This is a genomic window from Bacillus cereus group sp. N24, assembly GCF_016483345.1.
Classification (GTDB): Bacteria; Bacillota; Bacilli; order Bacillales; family Bacillaceae_G; genus Bacillus_A; species Bacillus_A toyonensis.
In genome coordinates, this window is record NZ_JAEHCA010000004.1 from 309,545 (window position 1) to 325,306 (window position 15,762).

A 15,762-nucleotide genomic window follows, 5' to 3' on the forward strand; every position below is an offset into this window, starting at 1 on the left:
TTTAGTAAATAGCTAAATGAAGGTTAAAGGAGTAAAATATGGTAAAGGGAGGCGAGGAATTGAAGCGAAATGACATTAGAAAACTCGTAATTATTACAGGAGTGACGCAAGGATTAGGACGCGCGATGGTTGATCGATTTCATGAATTGGGATGGAACATATGTGGCTGTGGACGTTCAAAAGATAAAATTGAAGAACTAAAAAAACAATACGGTAATACACATGATTTTCAAATAATTGATGTTTCAGATTCGCAGCAAGTTAGTAGTTGGGCAAATGATATCCTTACTAAATATCGGACTCCCGACTTGTTAATAAATAATGCATCAATTGTGAATCAAAATGCACCAATTTGGAAAGTTACCGCTGGGGAATTTGAAAATGTAATGAATGTAAACGTGAATGGTGTAGTAAATGTAATAAGAGCATTTGTCCCAGCAATGGTAGATAGAAAAGAAGGAATTATTATTAATATGAGTTCTAGTTGGGGAAGAGAAGGGGAAGCAAATCTTGCACCATACTGTGCCTCGAAGTTTGCAATTGAAGGTATCACGAAATCTATGGCACTGGAATTGCCTGATGGCGTGGCTGTAGTTGCTTTAGATCCTGGCGGTGGTATTAGCACTCCAATGCTGTATTCATGTGCACCACAGTATGTTAATGAATCACCCACACCTGAAATGTGGTCACATAATGCGATTCGATATATATTGAATATAACAATAGATAAAAATGGAGATTCATTGACATGCCCAGCATGTGTTTAAAAATAAGTATCTATTACTCAATGTAATTTCAGTGATATACGCTTTGGCTGAAAAAGTACCTTTAAGGTACTTTTTGTATTAGTAACACATTATAGAATGCACAAAATTACATATGGAAAATAAAATATTTGATTAAGAGTGACTTTTGGTTATTTCGAAAGCACGAGAAAATATCAAAATAGGTGATGAAAATGAATCCAAGCAGTTTAAAAGTGACAGGAGCATGGTATCAAGTAGGAGGAAATCTTACAGCTGCTATTGGAACGACAAGAGGATTTATTGGGGAAGAGAAAATTGAATCGGACCTTGTTATTATAGGAAGCTCATTACAAGCCCTCGGGTATATTTTACAAATTATAGCGACTAATTATACCGAAGATGAAGATAAAGATGAAGAAGAAATAGAAAATCGAAATATATGTTTGCAGAATGAAAGTGAAACACTGGATAAAATGGGAATTGAGTTATTGGCATTAGGGAATATATCAAATGTAATAGGAACATATTTTAATAAAAATGAACAATTAACAGAGAATGATTATCTTATCATTGTCGGGAACAGTTTACAATCGATTGGTGCTTTTTTAGGAGTAGAAGCAGCTTTGATTGAGATGAAAGTAATACAGCGAATCATTGTACTAGGCAATTCTATGCAAAGCTTAGGGGCCGGACTACAAGCGTATCAAGGCATAATTAATTTATCGAAGGATGAAGTAGAAAACGAAGATCGTATTCTTGATAAGAAGAATGAGAGGATAATAGCACTGATTGGTATTTGGATACAGGCAATAGGAACGGTAATTTCTGCGATTGGATTAACTGCAGTAGAGAAGGAGAAAAGTTTTGAAAATAATAAGGATTTTAAAATGCGCATTGAAAGAGCGGATGTAAAATGTAATTAAATAGGTAGGAAGAGTTTGGTCTAGTAGGTTTTTTTGCATATGGATAGAATATATATTATAGAAGAAATGTTATAAATGCTTAATTGAAATTTGTGTAACTCCAAAATCAAAGAGTGTGCTTGCATATGAAAAGAAGTGTTATAAAAAATCCAAAATAAGGAGTTTTCAAGAGATGATGTACTTATTGGCAATTCTACTTCCACCTGTAGCTGTATTATTTTGCGGAAAGCCATTTCAAGCAATAATTAATTTCATATTAACTTTAATATTTTGGGTTCCAGGCGCCATACACGCGATTTTAGTCGTACATGATAAAAAGGCGGATTGGCGAGTGAGAAAACAAATTCAAGCATATGATGAAATTAATAAGAGGAATAGAAGATAATTCGTCTGTGAAAATAGTATAAAAAGAAAGGGGGATTAACCTCCTTTCTTTTTATTTGGTGTTTAAGTTTAAATTTTAGTGTAGCGGAAAGAATTTTTAATGTAAGTTTTATGGTAATAACTTTTAGATTGTGCATTTAATAAGCCATTGTAAATGCTTTCAGGTACATTAAAGAAATCATACATGCCATTTTTTAATTGGATTCGTAAAATCATAGAAAAGGGATTATAACCAACAGCAATCAAATTTTTTGATATAACAGGAGATAATTTCATAAGCATACAACTCCTTAATTTTATTTATAAATTCCTTTAGAAATGAGGATTAGGTTGTTGAAATATGAATATGTAAAGCAGCAGTAATACGGATAGCCAATATATTAAATCTTTGTTATACCTATTTATAAAGAAGTTCACACGAAGTTCATATCGATATGCTATTTTTATCTCACCTTTGATGAAATTAATAAGAAAATATTGACCATTTGAAAAAAAGGTATATTATTTATACGAGGTATTAAAATTTTATCTCTTCCATTTTATGCGTAATGGGGCAGCTTTATTTGAAGGAATAGAGGTAAAAAAATAATTTGTTTAAGAGTATCTAAAATTTATAATCTGTGAATTAGGAAAATATTGAATGCTTCCGATGAACACACTTTCTAAATGTAAAGATATTTGGGAAGGTGGCCTCAATATTTTTAGTAAATCAACGGGAGAATTGAAAGGCAGGAGAAAGTAACATGTCAGAAAATTATCGTTCTCGAGAGGAGCGACGACAAGTTAAAAAGAAAAATCAGCCAGCTTCTAAAAAACAAAAACCAAAGGGTAAAACATCATTTTTCCGTAAGTTTTTAATTAGTTGTTTATTACTTGGTATTGTAGGTTTAGTGGCGGGGGTTGCTACCTTTTTTGTAATGATTAAGGATGCACCAAAACTTGAAAAAGCAAAACTTGTTAATCCGTTATCCTCAAAAATTTATGATAAAGACGGGAAGTTGGTATATGAATACGGAAAAGAAAAGCGAACAAACGTTACGTATGATCAAATTCCTAAATTAGTAGAAAATGCTTTTTTAGCTGCGGAAGATGCACGTTTTTATGAGCATAGTGGTGTGGATTTCAAAGGTACTGCTCGTGCAGTTTTAGTTAGTTTAAAAGGAGATTACGGTTCGCAAGGCGGAAGTACAATAACGCAGCAAGTTATTAAAAACTACTTCTTATCAATGGATAAAACACCAAAGCGTAAGGCGCAAGAAGTGTATTTAGCTTATAAGCTAGAACAACAGTATTCAAAACATGAAATATTAGAGATGTACTTAAACAAAATTAATTTAGGAAACCGCTCATACGGAATCGCAACAGCAGCACAAAACTACTATAAAAAAGAATTAAAAGACTTAACATTACCAGAAGTTGCGATGCTTGCAGGTTTACCGAAAGCACCAAATAATTACGACCCGTCGAAACCACAAAATATTCAAAAGGCAACAGAAAGAAGAAATGTTGTACTAAAGTTAATGAATCGACATGGTTATATTACAAAAGCAGAAATGGAAGAAGCATCGAAAGTACCAGTGGACAAAGGTGTTGAAAAGGCAGCTGAATTACAAGCGATGCCACACCCTGCATTTATGGATGCAGTTGTGAAAGAAGTTGAAAAAGAATTACCTGATGCTAATATTGGTTCTGACGGTTTAGAAATTTATACAACATTAGACCCAAAAGCACAAACATTGGCTGATAATATTTTAAATACAAATATTATTGATTATCCAAATGAGAAATTCCAAGGGGCTTTCACATTTATGGATACGAAAACAGGTGAAGTACGTGCTATAGGTAGTGGGCGTGGTGAAAATAAGGCTGTATTTAAAGGTCATAATATGGCAACTGAATTAGATCGCTCAGCAGGTTCAACAATGAAACCGATCTTTGATTATGCTCCTGCAATTGAATATTTAAAATGGGCTACTTATCATCAAGTCGATGACTCGCCATTTAAGTATACTGGTGGTCAAGATGTCAGAAACTCAGATAGAGGGTATTTAGGACAAATTACAATGCGTGAAGCATTAAAATTATCACGTAATGTTCCAGCTATTAAAACTGCAAAAGAAGTAGGAATAAATAAATCAAAAGCTTTCTCTGAAAAGTTAGGTATTACATTTAATGCATCACCGACAGAATCAACAGCGATTGGTACAAATGAAGTATCGCCAACTGAAATGGCAGGTGCGTATGCTGCATTTGGTAATGACGGTAAATATACGAAGCCGCATTTTATTAAAAAAGTGGTTTATCCAGATGGTAAATCGAAAAGTTTTGAGCAAAAGTCAAAACGAGTGATGGAAGATTATACCGCTTATATGATTACAGATATGCTTCGTTCCGTCGTAACATCTGGTACTGGTACAGCCGCTAATATAAGTTCTTTAGATGTAGCTGGTAAAACAGGAACAACGAACTATTCTTCGGAAAAAGCCGCGCAGTATAAATTACCAGACAGTGCGACTCGTGATAGCTGGTTTGCAGGATATACACCGCAGTATACGATGGCAGTATGGACTGGTTATATGAAAGATAGTAAAGACGATTATATTAGTAGTAAAAATACGAAAATTGCACAGTTGATCTTTAAAGAAATGATGAGCGAGATGGCTACTGATAAATCACAATTTAAGATGCCAAGTAGTGTTGTGAAAGAAGGTAATGAGTTACGTATAAAGGGTGAGAAACGTGATTCTTCACCAAATACGAGCGTACCGAATACAACTGAACAGCCGAAACAAGATCAGCAGCAAAAAACTGAAGAAGAGAAAAAACAAGAAGAACTTAAGAAACAGGAAGAATTAAAGAAACAAGAAGAACAAAAGAAACAAGATGACCTTAAGAAGCAACAAGAAGAACAAAAGAAACAAGATGACCTTAAGAAGCAAGAAGAACAAAAGAAAGAAAATGAACAAAATAATGGAAATGGTCAAGGAAATACAACGCCTCCAAACAACGGAGGAGGCGGGAACACAACGCCGCCGAACAACGGAGGAGGCGGGAACACAACGCCGCCGAATAACGGAGGAGGTGGGAACACAACGCCGCCGAATAACGGAGGAGGCGGGAACACAACACCGCCGAATAACGGGGGAGGTCAAGGGAATCCAACCCCACCAGTGACAACTCCACCGAATAATGGGGGGAATGCAGGAGAAGTCCCTGCTAATACTGGCCAATAAGAAAAGTTAATAAAAAGTAGTTAAAAAAGTCGAATTTCTTACATAAGGAATTCGACTTTTTTATGTTGAAAAGGGATTGGAAGTAAATATAGGAGCTATGCAATGATGCTATTTAAATGTTAAACGTACCATAGAAATTTTGAAAATAAATGGATGGAAAATGATAAAAGACTTGAGTCGGGGGTAATGGAACATAACTGGGGTTATAAAAGGTAGTGCTACTTGGGTGTGTACCGTGATGCCAAAATGAGGGAGTAACTTGACCGGGAACTTGATATTGTTGCCAAGTTGCGGGAAGTTCAATGCCAACATCAGAGCTAGCTGTATGGACGGCGGGCACATGTATTCCGGGAGTTGAAGGAACCACGGCAGTTACTCTTGATAATACCCACATAAAAATAATCACTCCTAAGTTGAGATAATAAAATAGTATATTCTCTTAACACGTATAAAGGTACAAATACATAGGACTTTCGGTTAAAGCATACGTACAAAGTCGTACGACCAATCAATGCTGAGAGTGGACTATTTAATATGAAAAGATACGTCTTTTTGCTGAGGGAAAAGAGACAGAGAAAATGTACAATGGGGGTGTTAATCGTAAATTTCACGTGTTTATGGAGGTGTTTTTATGGAACGATTATGGACGAAGTCATTTATTCAAATGTCTTTCGCGATGTTATTTTTATTTACAGGGTTTTATTTACTTGTTCCAACGCTTCCTCTATTCATTAAAGAGATTGGTGGAAATGAATCACAAGTTGGATTGATGATGGGAATGTTTACAATAGCTGCTGTTGTAATACGACCGATTATTGGAGGTATGTTAGATCAATATGGTAGAAGGTCTTTTATTATTTTCGGACTCATCCTTTTTGGGCTAACGATGTATTCCTATAATTTAGCATCGACTATAGTCCTTTTAGCAGTTTTACGCGTTATTCACGGAGTGACATGGGCCGTTTCTACAACAGCTGTTGGAACTGCGATAACTGATATTATTCCAGATTCACGCCGTGGAGAAGGTATGGGCTGGTACGGGATGGCTATGACAATTGCAATGGCAATTGGACCGATGATTGGATTATGGGTGGTACAATATTATTCATTTCATGGTCTATTCCTTTTAGCAACTCTTTTATCTTTCATGGCAGTTATATTATCGTTAATAACGAAAATGCCATTCACGCCACAAAAGGAAAAAGGGAAAATTCAACTATTTGAAAAATCCGTTTTATCAATTACGGTTGTTGTTTTCTTTTTATCATTTGCATATGGTGGCATTACAACGTTTTTACCGTTATTCGCTTCTTCAATTAATGTGAATCCTGGGATGTTCTTTCTTGTATATGCAATTGCATTAACAATTGTAAGACCGATTTCAGGTAAATTATTAGATAAATATGGAGAAGTATTCATCATACTTCCAGCACTATGTATTACTATTTTAGCTATAGTTGTATTAACGATGGCAAATGGTTTGACAGGCATCATTATTGCAGCGACATTATACGGTGTGGGATTTGGCTCAGCACAGCCAGCTTTACAAGCGGCGATGCTTACAATTGTTGATCCTAGTAAAAGAGGAGTTGCTAACGCTTCGTTTTTTACAGCATTTGATTTAGGTATCGGATTAGGTGCAATTTTACTTGGATTTGTGTCACAAATTTTTGGCTATCGTATTTTATTTACAGCAAGCTCTGTTTCAGCTGTAATAGCTTTACTTGTTTTTGGTATGTTTGTAAGACAAAAGTTAAGTGAAAAAGAATTAAGCCGAGAGGGATAAAATTGAATATTATCGTTGAAAACGAAGCTGTAAAATGGTTTAAAGAAGAATTACGAATCAATCGCAATGAATGTATTCGATTTGTCATAAGATATGGTGGAAACAGTTCAATTCAGCCCGGATATTCTTTAGGGATTGTTTCTGAGAAACCAGATGGGGAAATAGTGTCAGTGAAGAAAGATGGTATTCTATTTTTGTAGATTTTGATGATCTTTGGTACTTTCAAAACTATGATTTAGTTGTAAGTTATCATAAAGAAACAGAAGAAATTTAATTTAATTATGTAAAATAATAACTTTATTAAAAATGAATAAGTTTTATATAAGAATTATATTTAGAGGATAGTGAAATAAATATCATATAGAAACGAGCTGTACATGTGTGCAACTCGTTTTTTCTATTTTGTAATAAAATTCGGAAAAAAGATATGTTTGATGGGATTATATGAGTTATCTTTATATTTTGTTTTAAAAAGAAGTGTAAAGAAGTCTGTCCTTTCTTTGAAAAATATGAAAATTATTTTCAAAAAATTGTATTGTTACATCAATAAAAGTATAGGAAACTTATCATTATAAAATAAATTGAAATCTTCTAAAAACTCTGATACATTGAAATAGAAATGTAGTTCTAAAGTATTGTAAAGGCTTACAGTTATGTGCACGAAGATCTATTAGGATTGGAGGAAATAATAATGAAAGCTGAAGAAAAATTTTCCCCGGGATTAGATGGTGTAGTAGCAGCGGAGACGAAAATCTCGTTTCTTGACACAGTAAAAGGTGAAATTGTAATTCAAGGGTATGATTTAATCGAACTCTCAAAAACAAAAGAGTATTTAGACATTGTGCACCTTTTATTAGAAGAACATCTACCGAATGAGGATGAAAAAGAAACACTTGAAAAGAAATTAAAAGAAGAATATGCAGTGCCAGAAGGGGTATTCAACGTTCTAAAGGCGTTGCCTAAAGAAACGCATCCTATGGATGGCTTGCGTACAGGTGTGTCTGCATTAGCTGGTTATGATAATGATATTGAAAATCGCTCGTTAGAAGTAAACAAAGATCGAGGTTATAAGCTTTTAAGTAAAGTACCAAATATTGTAGCAAATAGCTATCATATTTTAAATAATGAGGAGCCAATTGAGCCTCTTCAGGAATTGTCATATAGTGCGAATTTCTTCTATATGTTAACTGGTAAGAAACCGACTGAACTTGAGGAGAAGATCTTTGATCGTTCCCTTGTTTTATATAGTGAACATGAAATGCCAAACTCTACATTTACAGCGCGTGTAATTGCGTCAACACAATCAGATTTATACGGTGCTCTAACTGGTGCGGTTGCATCTTTAAAGGGAAGCTTACACGGCGGTGCGAATGAAGCTGTTATGTACATGCTTTTAGAGGCTGGCAATGTTGAGAAGTTTGAAGAGTTATTACAGAAAAAACTATATAACAAAGAAAAAATTATGGGCTTTGGACACCGTGTTTATATGAAGAAAATGGATCCAAGAGCACTTATGATGAAGGAAGCTTTAAAACAGCTATGTGATGTAAAAGGTGATTATACACTATATGAAATGTGTGAAGCTGGAGAGAAAATCATGGAGAAGGAAAAAGGCATTTATCCGAATCTTGATTATTATGCAGCACCTGTATATTGGATGCTTGGTATCCCAATTCAACTGTACACACCAATCTTCTTTAGCTCTAGAACAGTAGGACTATGTGCGCACGTTATTGAGCAACATGCAAATAATCGCTTGTTCCGTCCACGTGTAAATTATGTTGGCGAGCGACATGTACTTAGTAAATAAGAACAACTGGGGAGTTGTTAGCGCCGCCCGCCAGATGGGTGTTTGACAGACACCCATCATTAATAATAACGAATTTTCGACAGAAAGGGAAGAATAGCATGATTAAAACAAATGAAATTAAACAAAAAGATGCATTATTAGAAGAAATTACGGATTATGTATTAAATAAAGAGGTTACTAGTGCAGAAGCATTTAGTACTGCTCGCTACGTATTATTAGATACACTTGGATGCGGAATTTTAGCACTGCAATATCCAGAGTGTACGAAATTATTAGGTCCAGTTGTACCAGGAACGGTTGTGCCAAACGGTACACGTGTACCAGGAACGTCTTATGTACTAGATCCAGTAAAAGGTGCATTCAATATTGGATGTATGATCCGTTGGTTAGACTATAACGATACTTGGCTTGCAGCAGAATGGGGACATCCATCTGATAACTTAGGCGGAATTTTAGCAGTTGCAGATTATATTAGCCGTGTTCGTATTTCAGAAGGAAAAGAACCATTAAAAGTACATGAAGTACTAGAAATGATGATTAAAGCACATGAAATTCAAGGTGTACTTGCTTTAGAAAACAGCTTAAACCGCGTTGGTCTTGACCACGTATTATATGTAAAAGTAGCAACAACTGCAGTAGTTGCGAAAATGCTTGGTGGAACACGTGAAGAAATCTTTAATGCATTATCACATGCGTGGATTGATAACTCTAGTCTTCGTACATATCGACATGCTCCAAATACTGGATCACGTAAATCATGGGCAGCAGGTGATGCGACGAGTCGCGGTGTTCATCTTGCAATGACTGCTCTAAAAGGTGAAATGGGTTATCCAACAGCATTATCTGCGCCAGGATGGGGATTCCAAGATGTATTATTTAACAAACAAGAATTAAAATTAGCTAGACCACTAGAGTCTTATGTAATGGAAAATGTATTATTTAAAGTATCATATCCAGCAGAATTCCATGCACAAACAGCTGCAGAATGTGCAGTGAAATTACATCCGGAAATTAAAGAAAGATTAGATGAAATTGATCGTATTACAATTACAACTCATGAATCAGCAATTCGTATTATCGATAAAGAAGGTCCATTAAATAACCCAGCTGATCGTGATCATTGTTTACAATACATTACGGCAATTGGTTTATTAAAAGGAGATATCGTAGCGGACGATTATGAGGATGTAGTAGCAAATGATCCACGTGTAGATGAATTACGTAATAAGATGGTTGTTGTTGAAAACAAACAGTACAGTTTAGATTATCTTGACCCGAACAAGCGCTCAATCGCCAACGCTGTTCAAGTTCATTTTAAAGATGGTACTGTAACAGAAAACGTGGAATGTGAATACCCACTTGGTCACCGTTTCCGTAGAGACGAAGCGATTCCAAAAGTTGTTCAAAAATTCACTGCAAATATGGCAGGTCATTATTCTAGTAAGCAACAAGAACAAATTCATGAAGTTTGTTTAAATGAAGAAAAACTAGAAAATATGAATGTAAACGAATTTGTAGATCTATTCTTAATTAAATAATAGGGGGAATTTAGAATGGCTTGGGTTGTGAATAAACAGTCAACACAAGAGGAGCTTGCGAATGGCTTCCGAGCTTTAGTAGAAGCAAATGAAATTTTGCAAATTCCAGGTGCTCATGATGCAATGGCCGCTCTTGTTGCAAAAAATACAGGTTTTTCAGCTCTTTATTTATCGGGAGCTGCTTACACTGCAAGTAAAGGTCTGCCAGATTTAGGTATCGTGACATCTACTGAAGTAGCTGAAAGAGCAAGAGATCTAGTTAGAGCTACAGATTTACCAGTTCTTGTTGATATTGATACAGGATTTGGTGGAGTACTAAACGTAGCGAGAACAGCTGTAGAAATGGTAGAGGCAAAAGTAGCGGCTGTTCAAATTGAAGATCAACAATTACCAAAGAAATGTGGACATTTAAATGGTAAGAAACTTGTTACGACAGAAGAATTAGTTCAAAAAATTAAAGCGATTAAAGAAGTTGCGCCAAGCTTATATATTGTTGCACGCACAGATGCTCGCGGTGTAGAAGGACTAGATGCTGCGATTGAAAGAGCGAATGCATATGTTAAAGCAGGTGCAGACGCAATTTTCCCAGAAGCGCTTCAATCGGAAGAAGAATTCCGTTTATTTACTAGCAAAGTGAATGCACCTTTACTAGCAAATATGACTGAGTTTGGGAAAACACCATATTATAGTGCTGAGGAATTTGCGAATATGGGCTTCCAAATGGTGATTTATCCAGTAACGTCGCTTCGAGTTGCTGCAAAAGCATATGAGAATGTATTCACGCTAATTAAAGAGACTGGTTCTCAAAAAGATGCACTTTCAAATATGCAAACGAGAAGCGAGCTATATGAGACAATTTCATATCATGACTTTGAAGAATTAGATACTGGAATTGCAAAAACAGTATTATCAGAAGATCAATAGATAAAACAACTAGGGCGATGAGAATACATCTTTGGCAAAATGAACTGCTTGATGTGAAAATTCATCGCCTTCTGTTTTCAATAATAAGATATTCCACTCATCGTAGACGAGCATACGCAAAAAGCAATGAAGGTCGAAATGATAGGGGGATTCAGATGGAGAAAACGAAGTTACCTTGGGATGAATTTTTTTCAATCAATAAAGATGTGAACAATACTTTTTTTACACCAGAAGATTTTTCAGGGGATGAAGACTTAATCGCAAAAACGACAGAACAATTCGTTAAACAGGAAATTGTCCCACAAATTGAAAACATTGAAAAACATAACTATAAAGTTTCTCGTCAATTATTTGAGAAAGCTGGGGAACTTGGATTATTAGGCATTGAGGTACCAGAAGATTATGGCGGGTTCGAGTTAGGAAAGGCTGTCTCAGGTCTTGTAGCAGAGAAGATGGGTTACGCTGGTGCATTTAGCGTTTCTTTTAATATACACGCTGGTGTCGGTACATTGCCTTACATATATTACGGAACGAAAGAACAGAAAGAAAAATATTTACCAAAAATCGCATCGGGAGAATGGATTGGGGCTTATGCTCTAACTGAGCCAAATGCTGGTTCTGATGCATTAAGTGCAAAAACAAGCGCAGTTTTGAATGAAGAGGGTACAGCTTGGAAGTTGAATGGTGAGAAGCAGTGGATTACAAATGCTCATATGGCAGATGTATACGTTGTTTTTGCGAAGACAAATAAAGGAATGACAGCGTTTATTGTCGAAAGAACATGTGAAGGTGTATCTATTGGATTAGAAGAAAAGAAAATGGGGATTAAAGGTTCTTCAACAGCGACGCTTATTTTAGAAGATGTAGTTATCCCTGCTGAAAATGTGTTAGGGGAAGTTGGGAAAGGGCATCACGTAGCCCTTAATATTCTTAACTTCGCTAGACTAAAACTTGCTTTTGGAAATATTGGAACAGCAAAACAAGCAATTGGTTTGTCAGTTCAATATGGAAAAGAGCGAAAACAGTTCCAAACGGAATTAGTAGACTTTACGATGATACAAGAGAAAATTGCAAATATGATCATTACAACATATGGAGCAGAAAGTGCAGCTTATCGTACAGCAGGTGTAATTGATGACGCAATTCATGAGAGTGATGAGGACCTTATGAAAAAAATGTCCCAATTTGCAATTGAATGTGCACTGAATAAAGTGAACGCTTCTGAAACACTTGCTTATATCGTAGATGAAGCTGTACAAATTCATGGCGGTTACGGTTATATGCAAGAATACGAAGTAGAACGATTATATCGTGATGCTAGAATTAGTCGTATTTTTGAAGGAACAAATGAAATTAATAGATTAACAGTTGCTAAAATGTTAATGAAGCAAATCGAACAAATAGAAGATACTGAAGTAGAAATTGATATAGCAACTGTAGAAAGAAACCATCGTTACATTTTATTAGCGAAAAAATTGTTGAAACAATCTTTGAAAACGCTCTCTAAAACTCCAGGATTAAAAATTGATCAAGAGCAAGAATATTCACGTGTATTATCAAATATGTTGACGGACGTGTACGTCATGGAATCAGCATTTTTACGTACGAGTAAAGCAATTAATAAAAATGGTGAAGAAAAAGAGCGTACAAAACAAATGATAACGGATGTTATTTGTGAGGAAGGCTATCGTAAAGTAGAAGAAGCGGCGATTTCTATACTTTCAGCGGCTGTCACAGAAGAACAAGATAGACACGTAATGTTAGCTGAAATCCGTCAATTATTAGTGCCTTTATACACGAACGTATTTACGAAAAAGAGAGAAATTGCGAAAGCTATTATAAATCGTGGGAAATATATTGTGTAAATAGGAGGAAAGCGATATGAAAAAGATTGGTTTTATCGGTTTAGGTAACATGGGCCTTCCGATGTCTAAAAATTTAGTTAAATCAAGTTACACAGTATATGGTGTGGACTTAAATAAAGAGGCTGAAGCTTCCTTTGAAAAAGAAGGAGGAATTATCGGCTTATCAATCTCAAAATTAGCAGAGACATGCGATGTGATTTTTACAAGTTTACCTTCACCTCGTGCTGTTGAAGCAGTATATTTTGGGGAAGAAGGATTATTTGAAAATAGCCACTCGAATGTCGTATTAATTGATACAAGTACTGTATCTCCACAATTAAACAAACAGTTAGAGGAGTCGGCGAAAGAAAAGAAAGTAGACTTTTTAGCCGCACCAGTTAGCGGTGGGGTAATTGGTGCAGAAAATCGTACATTAACGTTTATGGTAGGTGGATCAAAAGACGTATATGATAAAACTGAATCTATCATGGAAGTGTTAGGAGCAAATATTTTCCACGTAAGCGAGCAAATTGATAGTGGTACGACTGTTAAATTAATTAACAATCTATTAATTGGTTTCTATACAGCTGGTGTGAGTGAAGCTTTAACATTAGCGAAAAAGAGTAATATGGATTTAGATAAAATGTTTGATATTTTAAATGTAAGTTACGGTCAAAGTAGAATTTATGAGCGCAATTATAAAAGTTTCATTGCAGCAGAAAACTATGAGCCAGGATTTACTGTAAATCTATTAAAAAAAGATTTAGGCTTTGCAGTTGATTTAGCTAAGGAAAGTGAACTTCACTTACCGGTAAGTGAAATGTTATTAAATGTATATGAAGAAGCGAGTGAGGCAGGATATGGTGAAAACGATATGGCTGCTTTATATAAGAAAGTTAGCGAACAATTAATTTCTAATCAAAAATAAATCATAAAAAGGAGAGAATACAATGATTACAACTGAAATTAAACGAGTAAAAAATCACATTAATGGCGAGTGGGTAGAATCTACTGGTACAGAAGTAGAAGCGGTTCCGAATCCAGCGACTGGAAAAATCATTGCTTATGTTCCACTTTCTCCAAAAGAAGACGTTGAAAAGGCTGTTGAAGCGGCAAAAGCGGCATTTGAAACATGGTCTAAAGTACCAGTTCCGAATCGTTCAAGAAATCTATACAAATATTTACAGCTATTACAAGAAAATAAAGATGAGCTTGCAAAAATCATTACGCTAGAAAATGGTAAAACGCTAACAGATGCAACAGGTGAAGTACAACGTGGTATTGAAGCGGTAGAACTTGCAACATCAGCTCCAAATTTAATGATGGGACAAGCTCTTCCTAATATCGCAAGCGGAATTGATGGATCGATCTGGCGCTATCCAATTGGAGTTGTTGCGGGTATTACACCGTTTAACTTCCCAATGATGATTCCATTATGGATGTTCCCACTTGCAATTGCTTGCGGTAATACGTTCGTATTAAAAACATCTGAGAGAACGCCACTTTTAGCAGAGCGACTTGTAGAGTTATTCTATGAAGCTGGTTTTCCAAAAGGGGTATTAAATTTAGTACAAGGCGGAAAAGATGTTGTAAATAGCATTTTAGAAAATAAAGATATTCAAGCTGTTTCGTTCGTTGGTTCTGAGCCGGTAGCTCGTTACGTATATGAAACAGGTACGAAACATGGAAAACGTGTACAAGCGTTAGCAGGTGCGAAAAATCATGCGATTGTAATGTCAGATTGCAATCTTGAAAAAACGGTACAAGGTGTAATTGGATCTGCGTTTGCAAGTAGTGGAGAGCGCTGCATGGCATGTTCAGTAGTAGCAGTAGTAGATGAAATTGCTGATGACTTTATCGACGTACTAGTAGCAGAGACGAAAAAACTAAAAGTAGGTGACGGTTTCAACGAAGATAATTACGTTGGACCATTAATCCGTGAATCGCATAAAGAGCGTGTTTTAGGCTATATTAATAGCGGTGTAGCAGATGGAGCAACTTTATTAGTAGATGGTCGTAAAATTAATGAAGAAGTTGGAGAGGGTTACTTCGTTGGAGCAACAATCTTTGATGGCGTAAACCAAGAAATGAAAATTTGGCAAGATGAAATTTTCGCTCCAGTATTAAGTATTGTGAGAGTGAAAGATTTAGAAGAAGGTATTAAATTAACAAATCAATCTAAATTTGCAAATGGCGCGGTTATTTACACTTCAAATGGTAAACATGCACAAACGTTCCGTGATAATATCGATGCTGGTATGATCGGTGTAAACGTAAACGTTCCAGCACCAATGGCATTCTTCGCATTTGCAGGAAATAAAGCTTCCTTCTTTGGTGATTTAGGTACAAATGGTACAGATGGTGTTCAATTCTATACACGTAAAAAGGTTGTAACGGAGCGCTGGTTTTAATAAAGAGTAGACTGCCAGATTAGTTGTTAAATGAAAAACACCACTATTAATAGTGGTGTTTTTCGCTTTTATCTCGCTATTTGCGAGCAGTAAAACTCCCACCTCCAAATTTGGCTGGAGCAAAGAAGTTAAGTGGAAGCCCTGCTGTCCGTAAACGCCCGAT

13 protein-coding genes and 1 pseudogene are annotated in these 15,762 nt (G+C 35.7%); 12 read left to right on the forward strand and 2 right to left on the reverse strand.

Annotated features, from left to right (window positions below; translation table 11 throughout):
* Positions 1 to 38 precede the first annotated feature (38 nt).
* From JDS95_RS09450 to JDS95_RS09460, 3 genes are all read left to right on the forward strand, one after another.
* On the forward strand, positions 39 to 767 hold the full coding sequence (locus tag JDS95_RS09450) for an SDR family oxidoreductase (protein WP_000238410.1): 729 nt from the start codon (positions 39 to 41) through the stop codon (positions 765 to 767).
* Between the two features lie 191 nt (positions 768 to 958).
* Positions 959 to 1,669, forward strand: coding sequence for a DUF6944 family repetitive protein (locus JDS95_RS09455; RefSeq protein ID WP_199690428.1), 711 nt, complete (start codon positions 959 to 961; stop codon positions 1,667 to 1,669).
* A 172-nt stretch (positions 1,670 to 1,841) separates the two neighbouring features.
* On the forward strand, positions 1,842 to 2,054 hold the full coding sequence (locus tag JDS95_RS09460) for a YqaE/Pmp3 family membrane protein (protein ID WP_199690430.1): 213 nt from the start codon (positions 1,842 to 1,844) through the stop codon (positions 2,052 to 2,054).
* A 68-nt stretch (positions 2,055 to 2,122) separates the two neighbouring features.
* Here JDS95_RS09460 and JDS95_RS09465 read toward each other — a convergent pair whose 3' ends face one another.
* Entirely contained in the window at positions 2,123 to 2,329 is a 207-nt protein-coding gene (locus tag JDS95_RS09465; protein ID WP_000777817.1) for a KTSC domain-containing protein, read from the reverse strand.
* Between the two features lie 467 nt (positions 2,330 to 2,796).
* Between JDS95_RS09465 and JDS95_RS09470 the strand changes: the two genes are divergently transcribed.
* Positions 2,797 to 5,286, forward strand: a complete 2,490-nt coding sequence (locus tag JDS95_RS09470; RefSeq protein WP_144467175.1) for a transglycosylase domain-containing protein — start codon at positions 2,797 to 2,799, stop codon at positions 5,284 to 5,286.
* Positions 5,287 to 5,398: 112 nt separating this feature from the next.
* Here JDS95_RS09470 and JDS95_RS09475 read toward each other — a convergent pair whose 3' ends face one another.
* Complete coding sequence (locus JDS95_RS09475; RefSeq protein ID WP_000270098.1) at positions 5,399 to 5,680, reverse strand: hypothetical protein; 282 nt, start codon at positions 5,678 to 5,680, stop codon at positions 5,399 to 5,401.
* 237 nt (positions 5,681 to 5,917) lie between these two features.
* Here JDS95_RS09475 and JDS95_RS09480 point away from each other — a divergent pair, with 237 nt between their 5' ends.
* From JDS95_RS09480 to JDS95_RS09515, 8 genes and pseudogenes are all read left to right on the forward strand, one after another.
* Positions 5,918 to 7,072: an MFS transporter gene (locus JDS95_RS09480; RefSeq protein ID WP_000440642.1), complete on the forward strand. Its 1,155-nt coding sequence runs from the start codon at positions 5,918 to 5,920 to the stop codon at positions 7,070 to 7,072.
* Between the two features lie 2 nt (positions 7,073 to 7,074).
* Positions 7,075 to 7,346 (forward strand): annotated as a pseudogene (locus tag JDS95_RS09485) (HesB/YadR/YfhF family protein).
* 417 nt (positions 7,347 to 7,763) lie between these two features.
* Positions 7,764 to 8,882 (forward strand): citrate synthase, encoded by a 1,119-nt coding sequence (mmgD, locus tag JDS95_RS09490; RefSeq protein WP_000642649.1) that lies wholly within the window; start codon positions 7,764 to 7,766, stop codon positions 8,880 to 8,882.
* A gap of 98 nt (positions 8,883 to 8,980) precedes the next feature.
* Positions 8,981 to 10,420, forward strand: coding sequence for a 2-methylcitrate dehydratase (gene prpD, locus JDS95_RS09495; protein WP_000598141.1), 1,440 nt, complete (start codon positions 8,981 to 8,983; stop codon positions 10,418 to 10,420).
* Positions 10,421 to 10,435: 15 nt separating this feature from the next.
* The gene (gene prpB / locus JDS95_RS09500) at positions 10,436 to 11,344 is read left to right on the forward strand and encodes a methylisocitrate lyase (RefSeq protein WP_000312644.1); all 909 of its coding nucleotides are present in this window, start codon (positions 10,436 to 10,438) and stop codon (positions 11,342 to 11,344) included.
* A 155-nt stretch (positions 11,345 to 11,499) separates the two neighbouring features.
* Complete coding sequence (locus JDS95_RS09505; protein WP_000415983.1) at positions 11,500 to 13,209, forward strand: acyl-CoA dehydrogenase family protein; 1,710 nt, start codon at positions 11,500 to 11,502, stop codon at positions 13,207 to 13,209.
* 16 nt (positions 13,210 to 13,225) lie between these two features.
* Positions 13,226 to 14,116, forward strand: coding sequence for an NAD(P)-dependent oxidoreductase (locus JDS95_RS09510; protein ID WP_000719423.1), 891 nt, complete (start codon positions 13,226 to 13,228; stop codon positions 14,114 to 14,116).
* 22 nt (positions 14,117 to 14,138) lie between these two features.
* Positions 14,139 to 15,599, forward strand: a complete 1,461-nt coding sequence (locus tag JDS95_RS09515; RefSeq protein WP_085451186.1) for a CoA-acylating methylmalonate-semialdehyde dehydrogenase — start codon at positions 14,139 to 14,141, stop codon at positions 15,597 to 15,599.
* The last annotated feature ends 163 nt before the right edge of the window (positions 15,600 to 15,762 follow it).